The sequence below is a fragment of the Pigmentiphaga humi genome (genome assembly GCF_900606115.1).
Lineage (GTDB): Bacteria > Pseudomonadota > Gammaproteobacteria > Burkholderiales > Burkholderiaceae_B > Pigmentiphaga > Pigmentiphaga humi.
The window spans coordinates 149,814-175,637 of sequence record NZ_UWPJ01000023.1 but is presented as its reverse complement, the minus strand read 5'-3'; the positions used below and the strand labels follow the sequence as shown (position 1 = coordinate 175,637).

At 66.2% G+C, this 25,824-nt stretch carries 26 protein-coding genes, 1 tRNA gene and 1 pseudogene; 10 read left to right on the top strand and 18 right to left on the bottom strand.

All coding sequences use genetic code 11. The annotated features are described in order from the left end of the window. Positions 1 to 24: 24 nt before the first annotated feature. The gene (locus tag PIGHUM_RS14650; protein ID WP_124080304.1) at positions 25 to 864 is read right to left on the bottom strand and encodes a hypothetical protein; all 840 of its coding nucleotides are present in this window, start codon (positions 862 to 864) and stop codon (positions 25 to 27) included. 101 nt (positions 865 to 965) lie between these two features. On the opposite strand from PIGHUM_RS14650, the gene PIGHUM_RS14645 reads away from it, so the two are divergent. Next, positions 966 to 1,193 (top strand): hypothetical protein, encoded by a 228-nt coding sequence (locus PIGHUM_RS14645; RefSeq protein WP_124080303.1) that lies wholly within the window; start codon positions 966 to 968, stop codon positions 1,191 to 1,193. Further along, positions 1,162 to 1,677, top strand: coding sequence for a hypothetical protein (locus tag PIGHUM_RS24225; RefSeq protein WP_246013195.1), 516 nt, complete (start codon positions 1,162 to 1,164; stop codon positions 1,675 to 1,677). The genes PIGHUM_RS14645 and PIGHUM_RS24225 overlap by 32 nt, the downstream gene beginning before the upstream one ends. Positions 1,678 to 1,986: 309 nt before the next feature. Here the strand turns inward: PIGHUM_RS24225 and PIGHUM_RS24435 are convergent. The 4 genes and pseudogenes from PIGHUM_RS24435 to PIGHUM_RS14630 form a co-directional block, all read right to left on the bottom strand. After that, positions 1,987 to 2,082, bottom strand: a pseudogene (locus tag PIGHUM_RS24435) (hypothetical protein); the annotation flags it as partial. A gap of 23 nt (positions 2,083 to 2,105) precedes the next feature. Next, the gene (locus PIGHUM_RS24220; protein ID WP_246013193.1) at positions 2,106 to 2,384 is read right to left on the bottom strand and encodes an integrase arm-type DNA-binding domain-containing protein; all 279 of its coding nucleotides are present in this window, start codon (positions 2,382 to 2,384) and stop codon (positions 2,106 to 2,108) included. A gap of 281 nt (positions 2,385 to 2,665) precedes the next feature. Then, positions 2,666 to 2,753, bottom strand: a tRNA-Ser gene (locus tag PIGHUM_RS14635). A gap of 111 nt (positions 2,754 to 2,864) precedes the next feature. Continuing rightward, a complete protein-coding gene (locus PIGHUM_RS14630) occupies positions 2,865 to 3,368 on the bottom strand; it encodes a MarR family winged helix-turn-helix transcriptional regulator (RefSeq protein ID WP_160142278.1) in 504 nt (167 codons plus the stop codon). A 141-nt stretch (positions 3,369 to 3,509) separates the two neighbouring features. Between PIGHUM_RS14630 and PIGHUM_RS14625 the strand changes: the two genes are divergently transcribed. The 4 genes from PIGHUM_RS14625 (at position 3,510) to PIGHUM_RS14610 (ending at position 7,115) form a co-directional block, all read left to right on the top strand. Continuing rightward, on the top strand, positions 3,510 to 4,745 hold the full coding sequence (locus PIGHUM_RS14625; RefSeq protein ID WP_124080301.1) for a flavin-dependent oxidoreductase: 1,236 nt from the start codon (positions 3,510 to 3,512) through the stop codon (positions 4,743 to 4,745). A gap of 156 nt (positions 4,746 to 4,901) precedes the next feature. Continuing rightward, complete coding sequence (locus tag PIGHUM_RS14620; RefSeq protein WP_124080300.1) at positions 4,902 to 5,315, top strand: RidA family protein; 414 nt, start codon at positions 4,902 to 4,904, stop codon at positions 5,313 to 5,315. 75 nt (positions 5,316 to 5,390) lie between these two features. Then, the gene (locus PIGHUM_RS14615; protein WP_124080299.1) at positions 5,391 to 6,347 is read left to right on the top strand and encodes a Bug family tripartite tricarboxylate transporter substrate binding protein; all 957 of its coding nucleotides are present in this window, start codon (positions 5,391 to 5,393) and stop codon (positions 6,345 to 6,347) included. 84 nt (positions 6,348 to 6,431) lie between these two features. Then, the gene (locus PIGHUM_RS14610; RefSeq protein ID WP_124080298.1) at positions 6,432 to 7,115 is read left to right on the top strand and encodes a GntR family transcriptional regulator; all 684 of its coding nucleotides are present in this window, start codon (positions 6,432 to 6,434) and stop codon (positions 7,113 to 7,115) included. Positions 7,116 to 7,172: 57 nt separating this feature from the next. Here the strand turns inward: PIGHUM_RS14610 and PIGHUM_RS14605 are convergent, their stop codons facing one another. Continuing rightward, the gene (locus PIGHUM_RS14605; RefSeq protein WP_124080297.1) at positions 7,173 to 8,081 is read right to left on the bottom strand and encodes a LysR family transcriptional regulator; all 909 of its coding nucleotides are present in this window, start codon (positions 8,079 to 8,081) and stop codon (positions 7,173 to 7,175) included. Between the two features lie 145 nt (positions 8,082 to 8,226). Between PIGHUM_RS14605 and PIGHUM_RS14600 the strand changes: the two genes are divergently transcribed. Further along, positions 8,227 to 9,123 (top strand): DUF1684 domain-containing protein, encoded by an 897-nt coding sequence (locus PIGHUM_RS14600; protein WP_124080296.1) that lies wholly within the window; start codon positions 8,227 to 8,229, stop codon positions 9,121 to 9,123. 15 nt (positions 9,124 to 9,138) lie between these two features. On the opposite strand, the gene PIGHUM_RS14595 is transcribed toward PIGHUM_RS14600, so the two are convergent. The 4 genes from PIGHUM_RS14595 to PIGHUM_RS14580 form a co-directional block, all read right to left on the bottom strand. After that, positions 9,139 to 9,882 carry a sulfite exporter TauE/SafE family protein gene (locus PIGHUM_RS14595; protein WP_124080295.1) on the bottom strand — a complete coding sequence of 248 codons (744 nt, stop codon included), beginning with the start codon at positions 9,880 to 9,882 and terminating at the stop codon, positions 9,139 to 9,141. Between the two features lie 78 nt (positions 9,883 to 9,960). Next, complete coding sequence (locus PIGHUM_RS14590) at positions 9,961 to 10,776, bottom strand: phosphosulfolactate synthase (protein ID WP_124080294.1); 816 nt, start codon at positions 10,774 to 10,776, stop codon at positions 9,961 to 9,963. 19 nt (positions 10,777 to 10,795) lie between these two features. After that, complete coding sequence (locus tag PIGHUM_RS14585; protein WP_160142277.1) at positions 10,796 to 12,115, bottom strand: lyase family protein; 1,320 nt, start codon at positions 12,113 to 12,115, stop codon at positions 10,796 to 10,798. Between the two features lie 2 nt (positions 12,116 to 12,117). Then, the gene (locus PIGHUM_RS14580) at positions 12,118 to 13,089 is read right to left on the bottom strand and encodes a Bug family tripartite tricarboxylate transporter substrate binding protein (RefSeq protein WP_124080292.1); all 972 of its coding nucleotides are present in this window, start codon (positions 13,087 to 13,089) and stop codon (positions 12,118 to 12,120) included. A gap of 107 nt (positions 13,090 to 13,196) precedes the next feature. Here PIGHUM_RS14580 and PIGHUM_RS14575 point away from each other — a divergent pair, with 107 nt between their 5' ends. Then, positions 13,197 to 14,210 carry a LysR family transcriptional regulator gene (locus PIGHUM_RS14575; RefSeq protein ID WP_124080291.1) on the top strand — a complete coding sequence of 338 codons (1,014 nt, stop codon included), beginning with the start codon at positions 13,197 to 13,199 and terminating at the stop codon, positions 14,208 to 14,210. Here PIGHUM_RS14575 and PIGHUM_RS14570 read toward each other — a convergent pair. From PIGHUM_RS14570 to PIGHUM_RS14555, 4 genes are read right to left on the bottom strand one after another with little or no spacing between them, the layout of a single operon-like run. Then, on the bottom strand, positions 14,159 to 16,072 hold the full coding sequence (locus tag PIGHUM_RS14570; RefSeq protein ID WP_124080290.1) for an ABC transporter ATP-binding protein: 1,914 nt from the start codon (positions 16,070 to 16,072) through the stop codon (positions 14,159 to 14,161). The genes PIGHUM_RS14575 and PIGHUM_RS14570 overlap by 52 nt on opposite strands. Continuing rightward, on the bottom strand, positions 16,069 to 17,535 hold the full coding sequence (locus PIGHUM_RS14565) for an ABC transporter permease (RefSeq protein WP_124080289.1): 1,467 nt from the start codon (positions 17,533 to 17,535) through the stop codon (positions 16,069 to 16,071). The genes PIGHUM_RS14570 and PIGHUM_RS14565 overlap by 4 nt, the downstream gene beginning before the upstream one ends. Before the next feature lie 4 nt (positions 17,536 to 17,539). Then, positions 17,540 to 18,517 carry an ABC transporter permease gene (locus PIGHUM_RS14560; protein ID WP_124080288.1) on the bottom strand — a complete coding sequence of 326 codons (978 nt, stop codon included), beginning with the start codon at positions 18,515 to 18,517 and terminating at the stop codon, positions 17,540 to 17,542. Further along, positions 18,514 to 20,757: an ABC transporter substrate-binding protein gene (locus PIGHUM_RS14555; RefSeq protein WP_124080438.1), complete on the bottom strand. Its 2,244-nt coding sequence runs from the start codon at positions 20,755 to 20,757 to the stop codon at positions 18,514 to 18,516. Before PIGHUM_RS14555 ends, PIGHUM_RS14560 begins: the two co-directional genes overlap by 4 nt. Positions 20,758 to 20,984: 227 nt before the next feature. Here PIGHUM_RS14555 and PIGHUM_RS14550 point away from each other — a divergent pair, with 227 nt between their 5' ends. Together PIGHUM_RS14550 and PIGHUM_RS14545 are read left to right on the top strand one after the other, a co-directional pair. Then, complete coding sequence (locus PIGHUM_RS14550) at positions 20,985 to 21,950, top strand: Bug family tripartite tricarboxylate transporter substrate binding protein (protein ID WP_124080287.1); 966 nt, start codon at positions 20,985 to 20,987, stop codon at positions 21,948 to 21,950. A 116-nt stretch (positions 21,951 to 22,066) separates the two neighbouring features. After that, on the top strand, positions 22,067 to 23,044 hold the full coding sequence (locus PIGHUM_RS14545) for a YihY/virulence factor BrkB family protein (RefSeq protein WP_124080286.1): 978 nt from the start codon (positions 22,067 to 22,069) through the stop codon (positions 23,042 to 23,044). Positions 23,045 to 23,058: 14 nt separating this feature from the next. Here the strand turns inward: PIGHUM_RS14545 and PIGHUM_RS14540 are convergent, their stop codons facing one another. From PIGHUM_RS14540 to PIGHUM_RS14525, 4 genes are all read right to left on the bottom strand, one after another. Then, positions 23,059 to 23,253 carry a hypothetical protein gene (locus PIGHUM_RS14540; RefSeq protein WP_124080285.1) on the bottom strand — a complete coding sequence of 65 codons (195 nt, stop codon included), beginning with the start codon at positions 23,251 to 23,253 and terminating at the stop codon, positions 23,059 to 23,061. Positions 23,254 to 23,320: 67 nt separating this feature from the next. Next, positions 23,321 to 23,725, bottom strand: coding sequence for a RidA family protein (locus PIGHUM_RS14535; protein ID WP_425466728.1), 405 nt, complete (start codon positions 23,723 to 23,725; stop codon positions 23,321 to 23,323). 12 nt (positions 23,726 to 23,737) lie between these two features. After that, positions 23,738 to 24,961 (bottom strand): acyl-CoA dehydrogenase family protein, encoded by a 1,224-nt coding sequence (locus PIGHUM_RS14530; protein ID WP_124080284.1) that lies wholly within the window; start codon positions 24,959 to 24,961, stop codon positions 23,738 to 23,740. 1 nt (position 24,962) lies between these two features. After that, a complete protein-coding gene (locus tag PIGHUM_RS14525; RefSeq protein ID WP_124080283.1) occupies positions 24,963 to 25,817 on the bottom strand; it encodes an enoyl-CoA hydratase family protein in 855 nt (284 codons plus the stop codon). Between the last annotated feature and the right edge of the window lie 7 nt (positions 25,818 to 25,824).

The following is a 25,824-nucleotide window of genomic DNA, read 5'->3' as shown; positions in this document are numbered from 1 at the left end:
ACTCGGCTGCATACTCACGAACAGCTAGCCGCCGTCGCGTCTAGTCATCTGAATAATTTTCTCCACCTGCCTAAGGTCGCCGGAATCAAAGGCTACCCTTAGAAGCTCAACTAAATCGAATATCTCTCTTTTCATCGCCGCTTTTATTCTAGTCGAAACGATGTTCGACTCCAAATCGTCGATGATCTTCTCCATGTGTCGTCGATACTCATCGAGAGAGGAAAAGCTCTCCTGCGGCGGCGATATGAATCTGGACCCGAAGAAAGTTACGCTTAAATTTGGCTCACCTTCTGGAGATAGGAATACGTGCTCTCCGTTGCATGTAGGTAGTCCGTTCTCAGATTGCTTGCAAGCATCTTTCAGGGCCCCACTGAGAGAGTCAACGACCCTATCCATCGCTATGGCCGCGTACGCGCGATAGACAAACTGATTGAAGAAGCTTGGGAATAGCACTGCCATGGGATCGGCTTCACCTTCAACAGCGAGCAGTGAATGCAATGACTCGTAAGTGTCGACTGCTGAGTCCCAGCTCCCGTAGATGCCGGCGGAATGATTCACCAAGTCAGCGTCTAGAACCCTAGAGAGCGAACGCGTCAGGGCACGAACCCTATCAATTTCTTTGTTTAGCTTTTCACGGTATTCCGCGCTGACCCCGAACACACCAATCTTGGCCAGGCTGTCCTGTCGGCTGAACAAAAAGATGCTCGAAGCTATTGCGAAAAGCAATGTCGCCGCAGCCGGAGAGGCCACTAGAGCAGTGATCGCGGATATTGAGGCACCGACAAGAAAAATGCACCAGCCGAGCCAGCTTCGATGAAAATGAACCCACTCAGTTTGCTTTCGTAGAAACTCAGGCGACTTCATGTTCCCCCGCTCCGATCTTGTTGCAAAACGAGAGGAAGTCTAATCGCAAAACTCTGCCCCCAACTCGCTTGACCATACAGCGCATCCCCCGAAGGTGCGCCATGACCGTTTCCTCTACCGAATCCCGCATTTCGCACGCCGGCGACGGCACCTCCCTCACCTTCCCTGGTCCGTTCTACTTCATCGAACCCGGCCACTTGGTAGTAAGCCTGGTCGAGGCGGACGGCACGATCCTGCCCTGGACCCTGGGTCACCGATTACCCAGTGACCGGCGCGGGCGATCCCAACGGCGGCAGCGTGACGGCATTCGACGCGCCGCCCAGTGGTGACACGCTCATCCTCGAGCGCATCGTTCCTCCCACGCAGGAGACCACCTACCAGGAGAACGACCCGTTCCCGGCCAAAAGCCACGAGCGCGCACTCGACAAGCTGACGATGATCGATCAGCAGGTCGAAGAGGTGCTTGGGCTTCGTCCTGGCGCCTGTGTGCGCGCGCTCCGAATTCCAGCGTCAGACCCTGGCATTTCGCTGCTTCCCGACGCCGCCGCTCGCGCCCGCAAGGCGCTGATCTTCGACGGCTCCGGCAACCCCGTCGTCTCCGATGACGATTACAACGATCAAGCCACCAATGCCGCCGCGAGCGCTGCTGAGGCGCTGGCCGCGAAGAATGCCGCCGAAGAGGCCCGCGATCTGTCTCAGGAAATCGCCAACCAGTTCGGCGACGTGCAGGGCGCGATCAATGCGGCCATCGCGCTGCTGGGCCATCGCAACGGTCACCAGATTGATCATGCGGTCCGTCAGTGGCACGCGTAGCGGCAGCTCCATCTTCATACGGTCACCCGGCACAATCCACACCCTGCTTTTGAGGTTGAACTCCTCGGGTTGGCTGTGCATTACCTCCTGCATACGCGCCCCCGTCAGGATCAAATGCTCCAGCATCCTGGCGGCGCGTCCGGGCTGCCTCACGAGCTTGGACACAAACTCCGGTAGTTCCTGCCACCGGCAGCGTGGGGTAATGGCGGATATTCTTTTTCGGTTCTGTCTGGGAAGGATGAGATCCAAATGCCCGCACCACCGAGCCGGGTTCTCTCCCGACCGATTCCCTTGCGCCTTTTCAGCATCCAGAATGCGCTTGAGTCGGCCGCGCAGCCTTGCGGCGGTTTCTCGCTTCTTTATCCAGATCGACTCAAGAATCCTTTTGATGTGCTCGGTGCTCACCTCGCGCACATCCACCGCGCCGATCACCGGATAGCCATAAGTAGCCAGCGTGTTCTCTCATTGCTGGGCAGCTTGGCATTCTTCCATCCTGGCCTCTGGGTGTCGATGTAGCTGATCGCGGCTATCTTGAATGACCTGGCGGCCGCCGTCTCTACTGCCTTACACTCGGCGTTCCTGGCCTCGATGGGGTCGATCTTGTCTTTGAGCAGCACGCGGCATTTCACGGCCTCGGCACGTGCCTGCGCGAGCGGTACAATCGACAGCGCGCCCAGGCCCATTTCCCGCGTGCGGCCGGCCAGCATGAACTTGAAGATCCAGGACCGCGAGCCGGATTGACTGATCTAAAAATAGAGCCCACCGCCATCCGGATACTGGCCTGGTTCGAGCAACTTGTTGATCTTGACGGCCGTAAGCCGGTGCAACTACCTTGCCATGCCCTACCCCCTTCTTCACCCCCATTCGATGCGTGGATTGTGGCGAGGCGGGATAGAACGGGCAAGAAAAGAAAAACCCCCAAAACCGTGAGATTTCGGGGGTTTTCTAGCATAGGACGGAATCGCGTGGAACCGCTGAGAATCCATCCTGGCGGAGGCGGTGAGATTCGAACTCACGAACGGTTGCCCGTTGCCGGTTTTCAAGACCGGTGCAATCGACCACTCTGCCACGCCTCCGGTGGTGCACGCGGTCCGCCTCCCTACGCGGGGGCGGCGCCGGCTGAGCGGCGCGGCGTGCCACAGGCCCGCAATGATAATCGATTTCTCCGCTGCCGGTCCGGCCTCGCGCTAACCCGCCTGCCCCCCGCTCTCGCCCCGCCAGACGATCTCCAGCGGAATGCGCGCATCCGGCGCCAGCGCGCCGTGCCATTTCGCCAGCAGCCGCATGAGCTGTTGCTGCTCATCGTCTTCGAGCACCTTCAGGATGCGCGTGGTCGCGCGCCTGGCCTGCGAGCCCGCGGCGACGAACTGCCTTCTTCCTTCCGCGGTCAGCCGCACCATCATCTGGCGCTTATTCGCTTCGTTGCGCGCCCGGTCGAGCAGGCCGCGCGAGGCCAGCAGCTTGATGACGTGCATGACGGTCACCTTGTCCTGCCCGAGGTGGCGGGCGACCGAGGTCTGGTCCAGGCTGCCGAATACATCGAGTACGAACAGCACGCCGTATTGGGTCGGGGTCAGGCCGGCGGCGGCGCATTCCGCCTCGAAAATGGCTTCCGACACCTGGTGCAGCCGCCGCAGCAGGAAGCCGGGACGGCAGTAGAGGGCGGACAGCTTTTCCGATGCGGCGGTCATGTGGCTACCTTGCTGAAAGGCCTGGTCAGGATGTTGACGAAGCATAGTTGATGATTTACTGTTAGTACACTAACGATAAAATTGGTAGCATCGAAGGTGTCTGAACTGTCGTTTCCCACAACGTCCCAAGAAGGGGTGGTCATGAAAGTTGCCATTATCGGCGGCGGAATCGGGGGCCTGACGCTGGCCCTGCAATTGCATAGCCGCGGCATCGGCTGCGAAGTGTTCGAGGCGGTGCCCGTGGTCAAGGAGATCGGCGTGGGCATCACGCTGCTGCCGCATGCCACGAAGGAGCTGGCGGCGCTCGGCCTGCTGGAAGAGCTGGAAGCGCTGGGCATCGAGAACGAGGAAAGCGTCTTCTACAACCGCTACGGGCAATTCGTCTATAGCGAACCGCGCGGCCGCCATGCGGGCTACGACGTGCCGGAACTGGGCATGCATCGCGGCAAGCTGCACGGCGTGCTGTACCGGGCAGCAGTGGCGCGCCTGGGAGAAAACGCGGTGCACACGGGCTTTCGGGCCGTGCGCATCGAGCAGGAAGGCGGCCAGGCCGTCGTGCATTTCGCCCCGGGGCCGGACGGCCAGGCGCCGGCCCCGGTCGGCGCCGACGTGGTGGTGGCCTGCGACGGCGTGAACTCCGCGATCCGCCGCCAGTTCTACCCCGACGAGCAGGTAGCCTTCGGCGGCATCAACACCTGGCGCGGCGTCACCAAGTGCAAGCCTTTCCTGACCGGCAAGAGCTACGTGCGGGCCGGCACCATCGATACCGGCAAGATGGTCATCTACCCCATCGTGGACAACGTCGACGGCCAGGGCAACCAGTTGATCAACTGGGTGGCCGAACTGCGCCAGGCCGACATGCAGATGAACGACTGGAACAAGCCCGGCAACGCCGCCGACATCATGGAGACCTTCAAGGACTGGAAGTTCGACTGGCTCGACGTCGCCAAGCTGATCGAGGATGCCGAAGAAGTCCTGGAGTACCCGATGGTGGACAAGGATCCGGTCGGACAATGGACCTTCGGGCGCGTCACGCTGCTGGGCGACGCGGCGCATCCCATGTACCCGCGCGGCTCCAACGGTTCGGCCCAGGCCATCCTGGATGCCCGGACCCTGGCCGAATGCTTGGCGGCAAGCCCGGACGATGCCGACGCCGCGCTGGCCAAGTACGAGTCCGCCCGCCGGCCGGCCACGGCCCGGGTGGTGGAAACCAACCGCACCGTACCGCCCGACTACATCATCATGAAGGTCGACGAACTGAGCGGCGGCAAGCCCTTCGACAAGCTCGACGACCTCATCAGCCAGCAGGAACTGCAGGCGATCTCCGACAACTACAAGCAGATCGCCGGCTTCCAGCAAGGCTCGCGCGCCGGCTGAGCCCCGCCATACGGCTGCCCTGCCCGGCGCAGCCGCTGCCTTCCGACACCGCCCTCGAGGCGGTGTCGTCGTTTTCCCTCATCGTTTTTCTCTGGCACCTTGGCGCTCCTATTGATATATTTGTGAAATATCACAAATATATCAACCAGGAACGACATGACAGCCAAGATCCGCATCACTTCTCCGCACGTAGCCGAAGCCGCTCCCGGCCTGTGGTCGAATTGCCTGCAGGTGGGCGATTCCCTCTACCTGTCCGGCCTGACGTCGCGCGCCAATGACGGCAATACCATCGACGGCGCCGACGAGTACGAGCAGTCGCGGGTGATCTTCACCAAGATCAAGCACCTCGTGGAAGCCGCGGGCGGGCATATCGACGACGTCGTCACGCTGACGGTGTTCGTTACCCGCATGTCCGGCAATCAGGGAGTGTGGCGCGCGCGCCGCGAGTTCTTCTCCGGCGATTTTCCCGCTTGCGCGCTAGTCGAGGTCACCTCGCTGGCCAAGCCCGAGATCCTGGTGGAAATCCAGGGACAGGCGCGTCTCGGCGCCAGTAGCGCAAAGCCGCGGTAGTCCCCGCCGTCCGCAGCGGGCCCGGCCTGCCGCGTGTCCGGCCATATCGTCTCCTCAACGTTGCAAGGAGTTCCCATGAAAAGCTTGTTTGCCGCCCTGGGACTGTCCATGGGCATGTTCGCAACCGCTGCCCATGCTTTCCCCACCCAACCGCTGACCGTGATCGTGCCCTATGCGGCGGGTGGTTCGTCCGATGCGCTGGCGCGCGCACTCGGCCAGGCCGTGGGCAAAGCCGCCAACACCGCCGTGGTGATCGAGGACCGGCCCGGCGGAGGCACGGTGATCGGCGCCCAGGCGCTGTTGGGCAAGCCCGCCGACGGCCACACCGTTTTCATGATGGCCGCCAGCTTTATCATCAATCCCTATCTCATCAAGAACCTGCCGATAGACGTGAACAAGGATTTCCAGCCGATTACACGGCTGGCGTCCAACCCGCACGTGCTGGTCGTATCGCCCAAGGTTCCCGTCAGCGACCTGCAGGGTTTCCTGACCTGGACCAAGGCGCAACACGGCAAGGCCAGCTTTTCCTCGTTCGGCAACGGGTCTTCGGGCCATCTCGGCTTCGAACTGTTCAAGCAGCGCGCCGGGCTGGAGATGCTGCACGTTCCCTACAAGGGCTCGGCCCCCGCCACCATGGCCGTCCTGTCCGGCGAAGTCGATGCCACGCTCGGCGACATCGGCGTGATCGCTCCGCATGTGGCGGCCGGCAAGCTCAAGGCGCTGGCGATCTCCGCCGACAAGCGGTCGCCCGTCCTGCCCGACGTGCCCACCTTCGCCGAGGCAGGCCTGGCCGGTTTCGAATCCGAGACCTGGATGGGCCTGCTGACGCGGTCCGGCGTGCCGCAAGACCGGGTGGCGCGCCTGAATGCCTTGTTCGTGCAGGCGCTGGCGGATCCGGAAGTCCGCAAGACGCTGCAACAGCAGGGCATGGATCCCCAGCCCAGCAGCCCCGAAGCGTTCCGCAGCTTCCTGCAGCAGCAGTCCGACCAATACCGCGCTGCGATCGAGAAGGCCGGACTCAAGCCGGAATGACGCGGCGCCCCACGGCGCTGCCGCCGGATACGGGAGGGCGAAGGGCTACAATCGCTGGCGCTCTCCCCTACCCCGTCCCATTGCATGCCGAAGACCGCCAAGACCGTGCGCCCGCCCGCCAGCCAGCCCGCCAACGATGACGTCGGCGCGCGCTCGCTCGGCGAGCAGGCGTACGTGGCGGTCAAGAAGCTGATCCTGTCGCACCAGTTGCGTCCCGGCGAGCAGATCAACGTGGCCCAGCTCTGCGAACGCCTGGGCCTGGGCCGCAGCCCGGTGCACCAGGCCACCCATCGGCTGGCCCGCGAAGGACTGGTGGACATCCTTCCGCGCAAGGGCCTGCTGGTCAAGGCCGAGTCGCTGGACGGCTTCCTCGAGCTCATGACCGCGCGGCAATTGATCGAGCCGTTCCTGACCGGCCTCGCGGTGGACAACATGCGGCCGGAGGTCGTTGAAGAATTGCGCGCGCTGGTGGAGGCAGGCTGGGAGCACTACCGCCGCAAGGACCATCCCGCCGGCATGGAAGTCGACCGGCGCTTCCATCACCTGATCTATGCGGCGGCGGGCAATCGCACGCTCGCCGACATCGCCGCCTCGCTGCTCGACCGGTGCATGCTGCTGTGGTTCCGGCCCAAGGTGGATGCGGCCGAACGCGCCAACGTGGCCGAACTCGAAGAACTGCTCGAATATATCGAACGCGGCGACCGCGAAGAGGCGGTACGCACCATGGAGAACCACGTCGGAGCGGTCAGACGCAAGTTCCTGGGCTGAAGCTCCGCGGCGCGGGCACTGCCGCCAGGAACTGTCCGCGCCGGAAGACGCCGCTCGTCATATGCCCGCGTATTCGTCGAAGCGGGCTTCCAGCCGGTCCAGCAGCGCCGCGGGGGCCATCGGCAGCGCGCGCCCCGCCCTGACCAGCAGGGAGAGCTGCATCGAGCGCGCATGCGGGTCGGACAAGGGAACGTGGATCAGCTCGCCGCGCCGGATCTCGTCGAGGACCGACATCCTCGTCATGATCGCGACGCCGGTGCGGTCCAGCACGAGCTGGCGCATGGCGAAGATGGAATTGGTTTCCAGCAGCGGCGTCACCCGGCCCGACATGCCGTTGTGCAGGCCGTCCAGCATGCGCCTGAGTTCCATTTCCGCCGTCGGCAGTATCAAGGGATGGCGTGCGCATTCGTGAAACCTGATGCTGCGCCGCCTGGCAAGCGCATGCCCGGCCGGCACGACCGCGCCGATGGCCACGGGAACCGTGCGCACCCGGTGTATCAGAGCCGTCGGCGGAGGCGTCCAGCACAGTCCGATGTCAAGTTCGCCGGCCTCGACCAGACCGGCGATCTGGTCCGAATTGGCGATGTGGACCGTGAAGGATATGCCGGGGTGGGCCCGGTTCGTCTCGGCCACGAAAGACGGAATGAAACGATCGCTCAAGTACTGCAGCACGCCCATCCGGACCCGCCCCCAGCGCAAGCCTTTCAGTGCGTCGAGCTGGACGAGGGACGAGTCGAATTCGTGCTGCAGGCGGCGCACGCTGGCCAGCATCAGTTCGCCGGCCTCCGTCAGGCGCACGCCGCGCGGCAGCCGCTCGAACAACGCGACGCCGAGCATGTCCTCGAATCCCTTCAGTTGCCGCGTGACCGCCGAAGGCGCGATATGCAGGCGCTCGGCGGCGCGGCGCACCGAACCTTGGACGGCGACTTCTTCGAAATAGCGCAGGAACGGAGACAGGGCGTGCATGGCGGCCGGGGACGATAAGCGGATTGCGTTGCCTTCATGAGAACGCAGATCGCTAAAAACGATTCTTGTAGCACGCGGGGGTGGGCCTATAAAGTTTACTCAACCCGCAGACGCCCACGCGCTCACGCAACCGGAAGAGGCACTCATGGCGCTTTCAAAGAAATACATCGCTGAATGGCAGACATGGCATGACGACCGGATAGCCGATCTGAACCGGCCTTATGGCTTCCTGTCCGTCGTCAGCCAGGACTGGCTGACCGAAGGGGAGCCGTTCACTTCGGAATTCGTCGGCGGACAATGGCTGCTCGAGGATGGCGAGATCTACTACCGCCCCGACCCGGACTGCATCGCGAAAGGCGAGTTCCTGACGGTCGATGGCAAGAACGCGACCGGACCGACCCGTATTCCGCACGGCTACAACAAGAACTCCGGCACGGGATCGGCCGTGCATCTCTTCTATAGGGATCTCGAAGTGGAGACGATCACCCGGGTGAACGCCCGCGACGAGACGATCTACGGGGTCCGCGTCAGGGACCCGGAAGAGGCCGCGCGCAAGCGGTTCGACGATATCGAGACCTTCCCGCTCAGCGAAGAATGGATCGTGCCGGCCACATTCACGGCAACGGACATCGAATTGCACAATGTGCCTACCGTGGACGACAGCGTCTACGAGGCCAGCTACATCGTCGGCACCATCGCGCTCGCCATCGAAGGCCAGGCTTTCCGCCTCGAAGTCAGCTGCCACCGCGCCGGCAGCGAGGACACCGGCTATTTCAGCAACTATTGCTACGTCCATTTCGGCGACCGCACCAACGGCAAGGAAACCTACGGCGGCGGCAGAATCATCAAGTTCCGCGACCTCGACGAGCTTGCCGCCCTGCAGGCGCTCGATTTCAATCGCGCCGTGTCGTTCCCTTGCGCCCTGTCCACATTCGTTGCGTGCCCGTCCACCCCGCCGGGCAGCCGGCTTCCGTTCCGGGTCGCCGCGGGCGAGTACACCCCGCCCGTGCCCCACGAGCGCGTGTCCACCTACAAGGGATGAGCGGCAAGAGCGGCGCTACAGCAGCGACGCCACGCCCTGGGCCAGGTAGACCGTGCCTATGCCCAGCACGATCGTCCTGGTCCAGCGGCGAAACTGCGCATCGGATATCCGGTCCAGGACCGAACGGCTCAGCGAGGTCCCGGCTATCGCGCAGGCAACGATGCCGCCCCATTGCCACCACGGCATCGCCAGGGAGCCGACCCCCAGGGCGCCGCCGAAATAGAACAGTTTCGAGGTGTGCCCCAGTATCTGGCAGGTGGCCTTGGTGGCGACGACCGTGCGGCGGTCCATTTCGTTGGAGCGCACGAAGAAAATGTCGAGCAGCGGTCCGGTCACGCCGCTCACCAGGTGCATGATCTGGCAGATGAATCCGCAGACCTCGGCGGCGAAGCGGCGCTCGGCCTGCGGCGCCAGGCGCGCTGGCATGGCGATCGCGATGAAGGGGCTCAGGCCCAGCACGATCAGCACCATTGCCCGGCTGGGAACGAACTGGATGCTCAGCATGAGGGCGAAAGCGAGCGCCGACCCCAGCGCATAGCGCCCCACTATCCCCCAGTGCGTGTGCGAGCGCCAGAGCACCGCGCGCCAGACATTGGACGCCAGCAGCGCGGCGCTTTGCATCAGCATGGCCGCGGTCACCGGCATGAGCACGAGCAGCGCGCCCATCAGCACCATTCCCCCCGCCATGCCGAAGACGCCGGACAGGAAGGAGGCAAAGATCGTCAGCGCGCCGACCAGCGCGAATACACCCACGGTCATCCGAGTTCCCCATGAAGGGAGCACCTGGCGCGGCGGCATTGCCGCCGGCCCCCCAACAGGCGATCCCGAGCCGCGATACTACTCGAACTGCGCGAACAGCGAATAGCCTACCGCCCGCCCCACCCCGCGCCGCAGGCCTTCCAGGCGCAATGCCTGCCCCAGCGTGACATTGGCCAGGTTGACGTTCGCGCCGAACTCCTGGATCAATGAGGCGTGCTGCTGCGGAAAACGGTAGGGATCGCCTTCTATCATGATCGCGTCGAACCAGCTGCTTTGCTTGAGATCGTTCATCGCGGAGGGAGAGGTGGCCGTGAGCAGGTCCAGCTCGGACTGCTCCAGCGTCACGTGTCCGATTCCCAGCTCGTTCATGTCCGATACGATGCGCGCCAACTCGTCCAGTTCGAGCGGCGCCTCGGGGTTCTTCGCGCCGAATTCGTACACGACCCGGACGCCCTGCCCCTGCAGGCGCTCGATCACGCGCCGGCGCTCGTCCCGGTCGAGGGTGATGCAGTTCTCGGAGACCTCGACGGCGTCCAGGCCCAGCGTGCGGAGCAGGTTCACCATTCCGTCCAGCTCGTTGCGGCGCCATGCGTATTCGAACAGTATCCCGCCCGCGTACACGTCGATGTCGAAGCTCCGGTAGCACCCGATCGCCTTGCGCATCACCGGATGCGGCACGAGCAGGGGATTCAGGGCGAATATCTTGGCCATGTCGATGTAGGGCGCGGCGCACTCCAGCATTCCGCGCAAACTGGATTCGCTGCCGCCCCAGCCGAACGTATCGGGGCCGAAATCGATGACCGAGGTAATGCCCTGGGCGCGGGGCTTTTGCCCCCGTTCGGGAAGGACCAGGCATGCGGCGTGGCCGGCGTTTTCGAGCGTCGTGTCTTCCATGGATATCTCTCCGTGTCGTCTATGTGCGGGGACCTTGCGCCGCCCGCTCGCCCGCCCTGCGCGCTTCGATATGGTCGAGCGCACGGCCGACCGCCTGCGGCGCCATGCCCAGATACGTGCGGTGATCCAGCAATTGGGCGATCCGATCGCAGTCCAGGTGCGGTGCGATGCCCGGATGGCCGCGCAAGGCCTGGGCGAACGGCATGCCGGACGAGCGGGCCTCCAGCGCGGCCTCGCGAACCAGCGTGTGCGCGGCATGCTTGCCCACGTGCTCGCCGAGCGCGAACATGACTCTCTCGGCCATGATCAGGCCTCCGGTCCGGCCCAGGTTGCGCGCCATATTCTCCGGGTATACCTTGAGCCCCGCCAGCAGTCCGTGGGCGGCGGCCAGCAGCCTGTCCATGTTGTGCGCGATCGAAGCCAGCGAACTGTCGTTGCTGATCTGGTCCCGCTCGTAGATGGACACCATCCAGTCCAGCAAGACCTCCGACTCGTGGCAGACCTGGCGGGCCAAGCCGATGACCGCCGTTGCCTTGCGCGGGTTGGATTTGTGGGGCATGGTGCTGGACCCCACTTCTTCATTGCCCTCGTCGAGCTCGGCGAAGTCGTCGCCTTGCAGCAGGAAAATCTCTTGCGCCATCCGCGCCATGCTCTTGGCGGTGATCGCGAGCAGGCTGCCCCATTCGGCGTGCTTGTCCCGCGTTCCCTTCCAGTCCGCGGGTTCGGGCGCCCCGAGGCCGAGCTCCGCCATCGTCCGGCGCTCGACTTCGAAGCCCTGGTCTCCGAGCGCCGCGTAAGTGCCGACGGCGCCCGCCAGCACGCCGGCGCTCGTCCGCTCCAGCCACCCGTCCAGGCGGTCCAGGTTGCGGCGGTTCTCGAGCATCCAGGTCGCGGCCTTCAGGCCGAAGGTGATCGGCAACGCATGCCGCCCCACCGTCCGTCCCATCATCGGCGTCGCGCGATGATCGCGGCACAGGCGCGCCAATTCCTCTTCGACTGCGCGCATGCGTGCCCCGAGGCGTTCGACCGCCATGCGCATCTGCATGATCTGCATGGTCAGGCGGATGTCCGGCGTGGTGGCGCCATAGTGCAGGTAGGGAGCGGCTTCCTCGCCCAGTTGCTCGGACCAGGCGCCCAGCAAGGCCACCAGCGGGTGCCCGACTTTCGCCGCGTGGCGCCGGATAACGGCCTCGGGCGCATAGGCGGGGTCGGCCTTGGCGCGAATGGCCGCGGCGGCCTCCTTCGGAATGATGCCCATCGAGGCTTGCGCGGCGGCCAGCGCCGCCTCGATGCGCATGGCTATCGCGACGCTGGCGCGCTCGCCGAAAATCTCGTCCATGCTCAATTTCCCACCAACCCCAGTTTCTGGACAAGCTCGGCCCAGGCCTGCTGCTGGCGGGCCAGCCATGGTCCGAACTCCTTCTGGCTGCCGGATACCGCCTCGAAACCTATCTCCTTGAACTTGGCCTGGACCTCCGGCGCGGCAAGCATTTGCGCGACGGCGTCCTGCATCTTCGCGGATACACCGGCCGGCGTCCCGCCCAGGCCGACCAGTCCGATCCAGAGCTGTACGTCGAAGGCCTTGAATCCCGCCTCGGCGAACGTGGGAACGTCCGGCGCCTGCGGGTCGCGTTTGTCGCCCGTCTGGGCGAGCGCGCGCAACTGGCCGCTCTTCAACTGGTTCAACACCGGCGCCAGGCCGATGAAGCCCGCATCGACGCGGCCCGAGACCATGTCGACGATGGACTGGCCGCCGCCCTTATAGGGAATATGGGTAATGTCTATGCCCGTCTGCTTGCGGAAAATCTCGCCCGCCAGGTGGTGCACCGACCCGGTGCTGGATGCCGCATACGAGATTTTCCCGGGCTGGGCCTTCGCCCGCTCCACGAACTCCTTGACCGTCCTGGCCGGGAACCGGGCGTTGACCACCAGCAGCTCCGGCGACGTCGCGATCTTCGCGATGGGCTCGAATTGATCCATGCGCCAGTCCAGCGACTGCCTGAGCAAGGGCTGCAGGGGAATGGAGTCCGTAATCAATGCGAAGGCGTACCCGTCGGGCTGGCTACGCGCCAGCTCGCTCATCCCTATCGCTCCCGCCGCCCCGGCGCGGTTGTCGACGACGATCGTGACGCCCAGCCGCTTGCCCAACTGGTCCGCCACTATCCGTCCGACGATGTCCGTCGCGCCGCCGGGCGCGAACGGCACGATCAGGGTAATGGGCTTCTCCGGCCACCCCGCCGCCAGCGCGGCGGAACCGTGCAAGCCTGCCGTGGCCGCGACGGCGCAAGCAACGAACTGCCTACGGCTGAACATGGTGTCACCTCCTTTTTCTTTATGGATGCCGATCGACCCGAAGTATGCCGGGCTTGCTGATAAGGAGATAATTGAACTTTCCGTTCATGTGAAATGGATTTCCGATCATGGCGAACGACCAGACCTCGTTCCGCATTTCCCAGCTCCGGTTCAGAAACCTGCGTCTGCTCGAATTGATCGACCGCTTCGGATCGATACGCCAGGCGGCCAGGCAATTGCACGTGACCCAGCCTACGGCAAGCGCGATGCTGCGCGAGATCGAAGCCGCGCTGGGCAAGCCGCTGTTCGTGCGCTCGCGCAGCGGCATGACCTCGACGCCGAGCGTCAAGGCCATCCTGAGGCGCGTGGAAGTCATAGGCAACGAACTGGCGACGATCGAGGCCGAGGCCGGCGGGACCCGGGATATCCTGCGCATCGGCGTCTTGCCGCGCTGCATGCTGAACATCATGCCGGCGGCATTGTCGGGCCTGATCGCTTCCCATCCCTCGCTGGACATCCAGCTGACGGAAGGCACTTCGGATCTCTTGCTCGAATGGCTGTCGCAGGGAAGGTTCGATTGCGTCGTCGGCCGGGTGACCCGCGATGCCGCGCTCGTGCCCGAAGAGGGCCATCGGTTCCGCGTGGAGACCCTCTACGACGAGGGCATGTGCATAGTCGTGGCCCGGAGCGACCCCTTGGCCGCGCGCAGGAAACTGGCACTATCCGACCTGGCGGGCCGCGCCTGGGTCTTGCCTCCGCCAGGCTCGGTAACGTCGGCGCTGCTGGTGGACGAGTTCCTCCACGCGGGCCTGCCGCCCCCGCAACCGGTCATCCGTTCGTCCAGCTTTCTTTCCAACCTGAGCCTGGTCGAACAAGGCGGCCTTATTACCGCCTCGCCGACGTCCGCGGCGCAGCATTACCGGCGCCTGCGCAGCATCCGAGTCCTGCCCATCGAGTTGAGCGCCCCGCTCCCGCCTATCTCTCTGATTCTGTCCCGGCATCGCGCCATCGACGGTCCGCTGAAGAACCTGAGAAAGGAATTGCTGCGGGCGGCTGGGCAGTTGCGCCCGGCCGCCCCCGAACAAGCTCCTCATGCCGCGGCGTCGAAACGCGGCACGGCATCGAGCAGGCGGCGGGTATAGGCGTGATCGGGCCGGGTCAGGACGCGCTCGGCCGGGCCGGCCTCGACGATGCGGCCGCCTTGCATGACCGCGATGTCGTCGGCCAGGTACTCCACGACGCCGAAGTTGTGGGTGATGAACAGGTAGGCGATGCCCAGGTCGCGCTGCAAGGCGTGCAGCAGGTTCAGGATCTGCGCCTGCACCGACACGTCGAGCGCCGAGGTCGGTTCGTCGCAGACCAGCAGCCTGGGCTCGACCGCCAGGGCGCGCGCGATGGCGATGCGCTGGCGCTGGCCGCCGGAGAACTCGTGCGGATAGCGGTCGCGCGCCTCCGGGCGCAGGCCGACCTGGTCGAGCAGGCGCGCGGCCGCGGCCTGGCGGGTGCGGGCGTCGAGGTCGGGCCGCAGCGAACCCAGCCCTTCGTCGAGGATCTCCCCTACCCGCATGCGCGGGTCGAGCGAGGCATACGGATCCTGGAAGATGATCTGGATGTTGCGCCGCAAGGCCTTGAGCCGGCGCGCGCGCGCGCCCAGCAGGTCTTGTCCGGACAGCCGCGCCTGGCCGGATACCGAGGCCACGCCGTCGAGCAGGCGCAGCAAGGCCTTGCCCGTCGTGGTCTTGCCGCAGCCGGATTCGCCCACCAGCGCCAGCGTCCTGCCGGCATGCAGCGCCAGGTCTACGCCGTCCACCGCCTTGATCCAGCCCACCGTGCGCCGCAATACCCCCTTGCGTATCGGGAAATGGACTTTCAGCTCACGCACCTCGAGCAGCGGTTCCCCTGCGGCGGGCCGCCCGGCGTCTTGCGGCTGGGGCGCCTCGGCCTCGGGCAGCGCGGTGCCGGCCGCAGCCGCCTCGGCATCCGGCAGGACGGCTTGCTGGCGCCCGCCCTCGAGCGCATCGATCTGCGCCAGGCGCACGCAGCGCACCGCATGGTGCGGGCCGTCGGGCAGCAGCGGCGGCGGTGCGGCGTCGCACTCGGACGCGTGTGCCGGACAGCGCTGCGCGAACCGGCAGCCGCCGAAAATCTGGTTCAGCGGCGGCACCGATCCCGGTATGGCCGCCAAATGCATGCCGCGCCGCGCCATGGTGGGCAAGGCGCCGAACAGCAACCGTGCATAGGGGTGGCGCGGCCGGCTAAAGAACTCCTTGGCCGGCGCGGTCTCGACGATCTGGCCCGCATACATCAGCGCGACGTGGTGCGCCATGCTGCGCACGATGCCCAGGTCGTGCGTGATCAGCATCATCGCCATGCCCAGTTCGGCCTGCAAGGCGCGCAGCAGGTCCAGGATCTGCGCCTGGATGGTGACGTCGAGCGCGGTCGTCGGCTCGTCGGCGATCAGCAGTTCCGGTTCGGCCGCCAGCGCGATGGCGATCATGACGCGCTGCTTCTGCCCGCCCGAGAGCTGGAACGGGTAATCGTCGATGCGCCGCTCGGGCTCGGGAATGCCCACGCGGCGCAGCCATTCCACCGCCTTGGCGCGCGCCGCCGCGCCGCGCAGCGCGGTATGCGCGACGATGGTCTCGACGATCTGCTCGCCCACGCGCATCACGGGATTGAGACTGGTCGACGGCTCCTGGAAGATGATGCCGACCCGGCCGCCGCGCACCCCGCGCATGCGGCTTTCCGGCAGGCGGTTCAGGTCGGTGCCTTCCAGCACGGTCTGGCCGCGCTCGATGCGGCCGGCATCGGGCAAGAGCCGCAGCAGCGCGAGCGCCGTCATGCTCTTGCCGCAGCCGGACTCGCCCACCAGCGCGAAGGTCTCGCCGCGCGCGATCGTCAGCCCCAGGGCGTCCACCGCATGGACCACGCCATGGTCGCTGTCCAGCCTGACGTCCAGGCCGCGCACCTCGAGCATGGCGGCGGGTGTAACGGGCGCGTTCATTGCCGTTCCTCCTGCAGCGCGGTGGGCCGGCGCCGCGCCCAGGCGGGCCGGTAGCTGCGCGCGCGCGGGTCGAAGGCCTCGCGCACGGCGTCGGCGAACAGATTGGCCGACAGCACCAGGGCCAGCATGAAGACGAAGGCCGACAGCAGGTTCCACCAGATCATCGGGTCGCGCGACATTTCCAGGCGGGCCAGGTTGATCATCGAGCCGAAGGAGTTCATCGATGGGTCCACGCCGACGCCGAGGTAGGACAGCACGGCCTCATAGAGCACCAGCGTGGAGAAATCGAGCACCACGGTGATCAGCACGATGTGCATGACGTTGGGCAGCAGGTGCTTGAGCATGATGCGCGCCGGCGAGGCCCCGAAGGCGCGCGCCGCCAGCACGTAGTCCAGTTCACGCAGCTTGAGCGTCTCGGCCCGCAGCAGGCGGCACAGTCCGGCCCAGCCGGTCACGCCCAGGATGATGCACAGCAGGAACAGGCGCAGGTCGGCGCGCTCGGCACCGGTCTCGAACAGTTCGGGGTTGGTGTCGATGAAGACCTGCACCATCAGCACGCAGGCGGCGATCAGCAGCACGCCGGGAATCGAGGTGAGCGTGGTGTAGACGTATTGGATGACGTCGTCGACCCAGCCCTTGAGATAGCCCGCCATGATGCCCAGCGACAGCGCCAGCGGCAGCGTGGCGAGCGTGGTGAGGCTGCCGATCACCAGCGCGGTGCGGAAGCTCTTGACGGTCTGCACCAGCACGTCGTTGCCGGTGCTGTCCGTGCCCAGCGCGTGATAGCCGGTGGACAATGCCGCCGCCACGCCGCCCAGCACGGCGATGACGCCGAAAGTCAGCAGCATGGGCCCCAGCGGCGTGCGCGTGCGCCGCCTGACGATGGCGCGCCAGGCCGCGCCCAGCGAGGCGCGCCGGCGGCGCGCCAGGGACGCCGACGCGAACAGCGCAACCACCGCCGCCACGGCCAGGCCGGCGGCCGCGCCGGCCGCGGTCCGCCGCAGCACGTCGCCCAGCCACTGGCCGTCGGGATCCTCCAGGTGCGCGCCGCCGTGGCGCAGGCGCGGGTAGTCGCGCACCGGCTTGCCGTCCACCAGCATGGATTCCTTGGTGAACTGCCGCACGGCCAACGGCGCGGAGTAGGTTTTCTCGCGCCCCGCCATCGGTGCCTCGAGTAGGTCGTCGAGCACCGAACGGGTGACCGGCGCATAGGCGCGCGCGCTCTGCGCGCCGTTGACCTCGACCGACTCCAGCAGCGGCCGGTAATGCAGGGAATCGAGCAGGCCGATCAGTACGAACACACCCATCACCACAGCGGCGCACATGGCCGGCGTGTCGCGCGCCACCCGGCTCCAGGTGGCCCGCAGGTTGGGGCTGCGGCGCGCATGCCAGGCGTAGCCGGCCACCGCCAGCACCAGCAGGAACAGCGCGACATCGGTCCATAGGAAGACGAGCTTGGGCATGTTCTTACTCGAAACGCACGCGCGGATCCGCGATCGTGTAGGAAATATCGGCCAGGATCAGGCCGATGATGTAGAGCACCGAGCCGATGAACACCATGGCCCGGACGATGGCGAAGTCCTGGGCATTGATGGCGTCCAGGGTGTAGCTGCCCAGCCCCGGGATGCCGAAGAACGACTCGGCGATCAGGCTGCCCATGAACAGCAGCGGGATCGCCGAGATGGTGCTGGTCAGGATGGGCAGCATGGCATTGCGCAACACGTGGCGGAACAGCACGATGCGCTCGGACAGGCCCTTGGCGCGCGCGGTGCGTACGTAATCCTTGCCGATTTCCTCCAGGAACAGCGCGCGGTAGAAACGCGCTTCGGGGCCGAGCTTGGCGACGATCGCCACCAGTACCGGCAGCAGCAGGAAGCGCACGCTGTCCAGCCCGCCGGCGAAACCCGACAGCGGCACCAGCCGCAGCGTCTTGGAGAACAGGTACTGCCCCGCGATGATGTAGAACAGCGCCGAGATCGACAGCATGGCCACGCACAGCACCACGCCCCAGAAGTCGAGATACGTCCCCCTGAAGAACACCAGCAGCAGCGCGAACGCGATGCTGGCGAACAGCCCCAGTATGAAGGTCGGCACGGCCAGCGCCAGGCTGGCCCCGACGCGCTGGCGGATTTCGTAGCCGATGTCGCGGCCGGCGTCGGAGGCGCCGAAGTCGAACACGAACAGACGCGCCGAGCGCTCGAAGAAGATCGTATCGGTATAGCGCCCGGCGCCCTGCGCCTGGCCGTTGACCAGCAGCGGCTTGTCGTAGCCGCGCTCGACCTTCCATTTCTCGATGGCGTCGGCGGTGACGCGGCGCCCGCCTATGGCCAGGCGCGCCATGTCGTCGGGCGTGTTGACGGCGAAGAACAGCATGAAGGTGAACAGGTTCACGCCGATCAGGATCAGGATGCCGTAGAGGATACGGCGCACGATGTAAGCGGTCATGCCGCGCTCCTGTCGGATTGGCCGGCGTAGACGGCCGCCGCCCGCTCACGGCGGCGCACCATGAGCCAGGCCGGCAGCGCCAGCAGCACCAGCAATGCGGCCACCAGCGCCACCGGCCACCACACCGGCCGGTTCCATTCGGCGATCTTCCGGGCGCGCAGGTCGGGGTCGATTTTCATGTACTGGAGGTTGTTGCGGATCATCTGGGTCGGCTTGCCGTTGCCCACCCACTGCTGATAGGCGCCCCCGGACTTGGGGAAGTAGCCGAACAGCCAGGCGGCATCGCCCTGGACGATGGCCACCATGCGCGCGATCAGCGCCTCCTTCTCGGGGCCGTCGTCGAGGTATTTCATGCGCTCGAACAGCTTGTCGAATTCGGGATTGGCATAGTTGGAGGCGTTCTCGCCGCCCTCTTTGGCCTTGCCGTTGGGGCCGTAGAGCAGGAACAGGAAGTTCTCGGCGTCGGGATAGTCGGCGTTCCAGCCCCACATGAAGATCTGCGCCACGCCGCGCCGCATCTTGTCCTGGAAGCGGTTGTAGTCGGTCGAGCGGATCTCCAGCTGGATGCCGAGCTTGCCGAACTGGCGCTGCATCCAGTCGAACTGGGAGCGCGCCGCCGGCGAGACGCCGCCCATGGCGTCGTAGTTCAATACCAGCGGCTGGCCCGTCTCGGCATTGCGCCCCTCCGGATAGCCGGCCTCGGCCAGCAGCCGCCTGGCCACGTCGAGCGGCTTGCGCGCGACCTGACCCTCGGCGATGTCGTAGACCACCGGGTTGGCGCCCGCGGGCGGCTCGCGGTAGCCCAGCAGGCCGGGCGGCAGCGGGCCATGGGCCACTTGCGCCTGGCTGTTCTCGAAGATGGTGACGTACTCTTCCCAGTCCACCGCGATGCTGATGGCCTGACGCAGCTTGCGGTTGCGTTCCTGCTGCGCGGGCGTGTCGCCCTTGCCCACCACCGGATCCAGCCAGTTGAAGCCCATATACCAGTTCTGCGTTTCCACCGTGGTGGGCAGCTTCAGGCCGCGCTCGGCGTACAACGCGGCCTTTTCCTGCGAGTCGCCCGCGGCAACCAGGTAGGCCACGCCGTATTCGCCGCGCTCGGCCTGCGGCACGTCGTAATAGCCCTGCAGGAACTTGCCCTGCAGCGGCACGCTTTCCTTTTCGATATTGAAGACGATGCGGTCGATGAAGGGCGTGGGCTTGCCGCAATCGTCCAGCAGCCCTTCGGCGCGGTCCTGCTCCGAGCCTTCGCAGGGATAGGGCTCGCCGTGGAAGTTCGGATTGCGCGTCAGCACGTGGCGGCGGTTCTCCCGGTACTCGGTGAGCATGTAGGGGCCGGTGCCCACGGGCCAATAGTTCAGCGTCAGATTGCGCGCCGCCATCCCCGGCTGGCTGTAGAACTGGTCGGCCTCCCAGGGGATGGGCGAGAAAAACGTCATCGCCAGCCAGTATTTGAACTGGGGGTATTTGCCCTTGATGCGGATGCGCAGGGTATGCGGATCGATCGCTTCGACGCCCTCGAAGGCATATTGGCGGAAATCGATCCAGGGCAGGTCGCGCGTGGTCGGATCCAGGCCCTTGCGCATCTGCGCATCGAGGGCGCGGATGCGATCGCCATACTCCTTGAAGCCGACGATGTACTCGGCCATGTGCGCGAAGATCGGCGACACCACCCGCGTGGTCGCCAGGCGGCGGATGCCGTAGACGTAGTCGTCGGCCGTCAGCTCGCGCGTGCCGGTCTCGGGAAAATCGGTGATGGCGTATTTGCCCTCGAGGTCGCCCGGCTGAAGATGGCGGTAGCGATCGCGCCCGGCCCCGTCCACCGCGAAGGCGGGATGCGGCTGGAAGCGGATGCCCGGCTTGATGGGAATGTCGTAGACGCTCTGTGCGACCTGCTCGCCCGGCACGTCGCCGGCCAGCGGGCGGCCCTGGGCATCCAGGTAGACAGGGTCGGCCACCTTGACCGCGGCGCGCGGCACCAGTTGATACGGACGCTTGAGGTAGTGGTAGCCGTAGAGCGGCTCGTAGATCTGGTAGGTGTACGGCGTCTCGTCCACCGAATACGAGCTGGCGGGATCGAGATATTTGGGCGAACGCTGCGTGAACGCGGTATAGAGCACGTTCTGGCGCTCGGCGCCGGCGGCATAGGGACTGTTCAGCGGCGAAGCAGGTTCGCTGCCGGGCCGGCCACAGCCGGCCAGCACGGCCATGGCCAGAAACAGGCATGCCGTTCCGCCCATCGCGCCCCGTTTCGCACCGTCAGCGCGCATCCAACGCATCTGCCACCCCCCCTGTAGGCCCACTGCTGAGCAGCATAGCAAATCCGTACCTTCGGCCGGGCCGCATGTTTCAGGGATAGCCCCAAGATCCCGCCCGCCATAGCCGGATGGCATAGCCATGCCGGACAAATTCATTGTGCAGCGTACATGGCAAGCTTCTAGCATGGGCGCTTTGCTACGGAGGCCCCATGATCCGCTACGCCGCGCTCACCCTGTCCTGCATGCTGGCCGCATCGCTCGCCCATGCCGAAACATACCCGTCCCGCCCCATCACGCTGGTGGTTCCCGGCCCCGCCGGCGGCACGCCCGACGCCGTGGCGCGCATGGTGGGCGAACAACTGCGCACCCGCCTCGGCCAGCCGGTCGTCATCGAGAACAAGGCCGGCGCCAGCGGCTTCATCGGCACCCAGGCCGTCGCGCGCGCCGCCCCGGACGGCTACACGCTGCTGATGGGCTTCGCCCAGACCATGGCGGTCAGTCCGGCCACCTACAAGAAACTGCCCTACGACCCAATCAAGGATTTCGAGCCGGTGGCACGCCTGGTGGAGTTCGAGCTGGCGCTGGCCACGCCCGCCAGCGTGCCCGCCGACTCGCTCCCGCATCTAGTCTCCTGGCTGCAGGCCGGCCGCGGCAAATACTCGTACGGCTCGTTCGGCGCGGCCTCGCCTTCGCAATTCGCCGGCGACATGTTCAATCGCGCGGCCAGGCTGGACATGCAGCACGTTCCCTACAAGGGCTCGGCCCCGCTCGTCACCGACCTGGTGGGCGGACAGGTGCAGTTCGGCTTCCTGGTGCTGCAGGCCGCCCAGCAGCTTGCGCAGGACGGCAAGCTCAAGGTGCTGGCCGTCACGGGCGCCCGGCGCCAGCCCACCGCGCCCAACGTGCCGACCATGGCCGAATCCGGCTACCCCGACGTCAACGCCACGGGCTGGTACGGCTTGTACGCGCCCAAGGGCACGCCGGCGGCAGTCGTGAGCCGGCTGGAAACCGCGGTGCGCGACGCGCTGGACGACGCGGACATCCGCCAGAAGCTGGTTTCCCAGGGCGTCAACGCCGCGTTCGCCGCGCATGCCGAGCTGGCCGGCTACCAGCGCGCCGAGATCGAACGCTGGCGCGGCATCGTGGCGCAGACCGGCTTCAACGTGCAGGATTGACCCTCCGGGGCCAGGCGTTAGCAAACGCCTACAGTTGCGTCGGAATGTTTTAAGTACTGACGCACCGTGCCTGCGCTGCACAGAATGGAGCCTGGACCCGCCCGCCTCCACTCTCCATGCCCAACGGACTCCTCGACAAGCTGCGCCGCATCCTCATCGTCTCCGTGCTGTGGGATACGGTCCAGCGCTGGTCCGATCACCGTGCCGCCAGCAAGGGCGCCGCGCTCGCGCTCTACATGGTGTTCTCGCTGGCGCCCATCCTGCTGCTGGTGATCGCGATTGCCGGCGCCTTCTTCGGCGAAGACGCCGTGCGCGACCAACTGGTCCACCAGATCGGCGGCCTGACCGGCCGCCAGGGCGCCGAGGCCATACAGACCGTGCTGGCCAGCGCCGTTCAGTCGGAGAAAACCTGGGCCGCGGCCTTGATCTCCACCGTGCTGCTGATGTTCAGCGCCACCACGGCCTTTGCCGAGCTGAAAAGCAGCCTGGACGATCTATGGGATGTCCCGCCCGCCCGGACCAGCGGCGTCTGGGCGCAGATCCGCGGCCGCCTGCTGTCGTTCGGGCTCGTTCTGGTGCTGGCGCTGTTCCTGCTGATCTCGCTTGCGGTGAATGCCGCGCTGTCGGTGCTGCAGGACTACTGGCATGCCTTCTGGGTCGAATCGGCATTCGCCACGGCGGCGCTGGTGCTGTCCAATGTCTTTTCCTTCGCCGTCATCACCGCCTTGTTCGCGGTAGTGTTCAAGCTGCTGCCCAGCGTCTACATCCCATGGCGCGACGTGTTCCCCGGCGCGCTGGTGACCGCGGTCCTGTTCCTGGTCGGCAAGGGGCTCATCAGCCTGTACCTGGGCCAGGGCAGCGTGGCCTCGTCCTACGGCGTGGCCGGATCGGTCATCGCGCTGCTGCTGTGGATCTACTATTCCGCGCAGATCTTCTTCTTCGGCGCCGCGTTCACGCGGCAATTCGCCGATACCTTCGGCCGCCGCGGCCAGCACAGCCTGGACCAGGTATTAAAAGAAGTGCCGCCCGCTCCCGCCGATCATCAGCCGTCGTCCGACCCAGGGCGCCGCGGATCCGGCTCCGCCGGTCCGTAAGCGCCTAGGTGGGTTCAATGCGGCGGATCGATCCAGACGAAGGTCTCGCCGCGCTCGATCATCTCGGCGACGTCCTCGGCAGGGACCTCGTAGTCGGTCCCCATGAGGCTGGCGGCGCCCGATTCGTGGATGTGGATGATCGAAGGCGGGTCGGTCTCGATGAAATACCAGTAGTAGCCGGGCTTGAGCGTATGCGGGTTGTCGTTCACGGTGCTTCTCCATGGATCACACCCCGATGATACCTACACCGCCCTGTATCGGGCGACTGCGGGCCCTTCAGTCCGGGACCACGGCCGTGACTTCGATCTCGACCAGGGCCTCGTCCTCGATCAACCCGGCTACCTGCACCGCGGTCATCGTCGGGAAATGCCGGCCGATGATCTCGCGATAGGCCTGGCCGATCTCGGGATACGCCGCCACGTAGGCGCGCTTGTCCAGCACGTACCAGGTCATGCGCACGATGTGCTCGGGCCTCGCCCCGCCGGCGGCGAGCACGGCCGCGATGTTGGCCAGGGCCTGCCGCACCTGGCCGGCGAGGTCTTTCGCGTGGAAGACTTCGTCGGCGTCCCAGCCTATCATCCCGCTGATGAAGACCTGCCTGCCCCGGGCGGACACGCCGTTGCTGTAGCCGCGGGGACGCGGCCAGCCCTCGGGTTGCAGGAAGTCGATGCTCTGGCTCATGGAAACTCCTTGTCAGGCGGCTGCGTCGCGCAGCAGCTCGCGTGCGATGATCAATTGCTGGACTTCGGTGGCGCCCTCGTAGATGCGCAGCGCGCGGATCTCGCGGTAAAGGCGCTCCACCGTCTCGCCGCACACCACGCCCTGGCCGCCGAACATCTGCAGCGCGGCGTCGATCACGCGCTGGGCGGTCTCGGTAGCGGTCATCTTGGCCATGGCCGCCTCCTTGGTGATGCGCGCGCCGTTGTCGCGCGCCCAGGCGGCGCGATAGGTCAGCAGCGCCGCCGCATCCACGCCGGTCGCCATCTCGGCCAGCCTGGCCTGGGTCATCTGGAAATCGGCCAGGGTCTGGCCGAACATGCGGCGCGAGGTCGCCCGCGCCAGCGCTTCGTCCAGCGCGCGCCGCGCAAAGCCCAGCGCGGCGGCGGCCACCGAGGTGCGGAAAACGTCCAGGGTGGCCATCGCCACCTTGAAGCCCTGCCCGCCCTCGCCCAGGCGCTGCGACACGGGCACGCGGCAGTTCTCGAAGCTCAGCCGCGCCAGCGGATGGGGAGCGATGACATCGATGCGTTCGGCTATCCCGAACCCCGGCGTGCCGGCATCGACGACCAGCGCGGTAATGCCGCGCGCGCCGGGCGCTTCGCCGGTGCGCACGAACACCACGTAGAAATCGGCGATGCCGCCGTTCGATATCCAGGTCTTGCAGCCATTGAGCACGTAGTGCCCGCCGTCCTGCACCGCCGCGCAGCTCATGGCGGCGACGTCCGAGCCGGCCTCGGGCTCGGACAGCGCGAACGCCGCGATCGCCTGCCCTGCCGCCACGCGCGGCAAGTAGGCGGCGCGCTGCGCCTCGGTGCCGAACAGGCTGATGGCGCCCGAGCCCAGGCCTTGCATCGCAAACGAGAAATCGGCCAGGCCGTTGTGGTAGGCCAGCGTCTCGCGCAGCAGGCATACCGCGCGCGTATCGATGACATCGCTCAACCCGCCGTGCGCCAGGCCCGCCACGGCATAGCGCAGCCAGCCGTCCTCGCCCAGCGTGCGCACCAGTTCCCGGCACGTCGCGTCGGTATCCGGACCGTGGAGCTGCGCCACGCGGCGCTGCGCCCAGGGGTCCAGCTCGGCCACCAGTTCCTGGTGGCGCAGCTCGAAGAACGGCCAGTTCAGGTGCTGCACCCGCGCGGCCGTTCCCGCCGGCTGGCCCAGCGGCGTCGCCGCCTTGGTCGAGGAGTCCGAAGCCATGTCAGTTCCCTTCGAAAGTGGGCCGCTGCTTGGCCACGAACGCGTGGTAGGCGCGATGGAAGTCGTTGGTGGCCATGCAGATGGCCTGGGCCTGCGCCTCGGACTCGATGGCCTGTTCGATCGCCATGTTCCATTCCTGCTGCAGCATGCGCTTGGTCATCGCGTGCGCGAACATCGGTCCCTGCGCCAGGCTGGACGCCAGCGCGCAGGCGTCGTCCTGCAGGGCCTCGGGTTCGCACAGGCGATTGAAAAAGCCCCAGCGCTCGCCCTCCTCGCCGCCCATCGAGCGTCCGCTGTACAGCAACTCCGACGCCCGGCCCTGGCCGATCAAACGAGGCAGCACCGCGCAGGCGCCCATGTCGCAGCCGGCCAGGCCGACCCGCGCGAACAGGAAGGCGGTCTTGCTGCGCGCCGTTCCCAGCCGCATGTCGGAAGCCATCGCCAGGATCGCGCCGGCGCCCGCGCACACCCCGTCCACCGCCGCGATGATGGGCTGCGGGCACGCGCGCATGGCCTTGACCAGGTCGCCGGTCATGCGCGTGAAAGCCAGCAGCGACGGCATGTCGAGCCGCGTCAGCGGGCCGATGATGTCGTGCACGTCGCCGCCCGAGCAGAAATTGCCGCCGGCGCCCTGGATGACCACCGTATGGATGTCCTCCGCATAGGCCAGCGACCGGAAGAAATCGCGCAGCTCGGCATAGGAATCGAAAGTCAGCGGGTTCTTGCGCTCGGGCCGGTCCAGCGTCACCACGGCCACCGCGCCGCGGACCTCCAGCGAAAAATGCCGGGGACGATACCCCGCCATCGCCTGCTCACCACCGTGCAGCATCTGCCGCTCACCATGTACGTAGCGCATTCCGTTC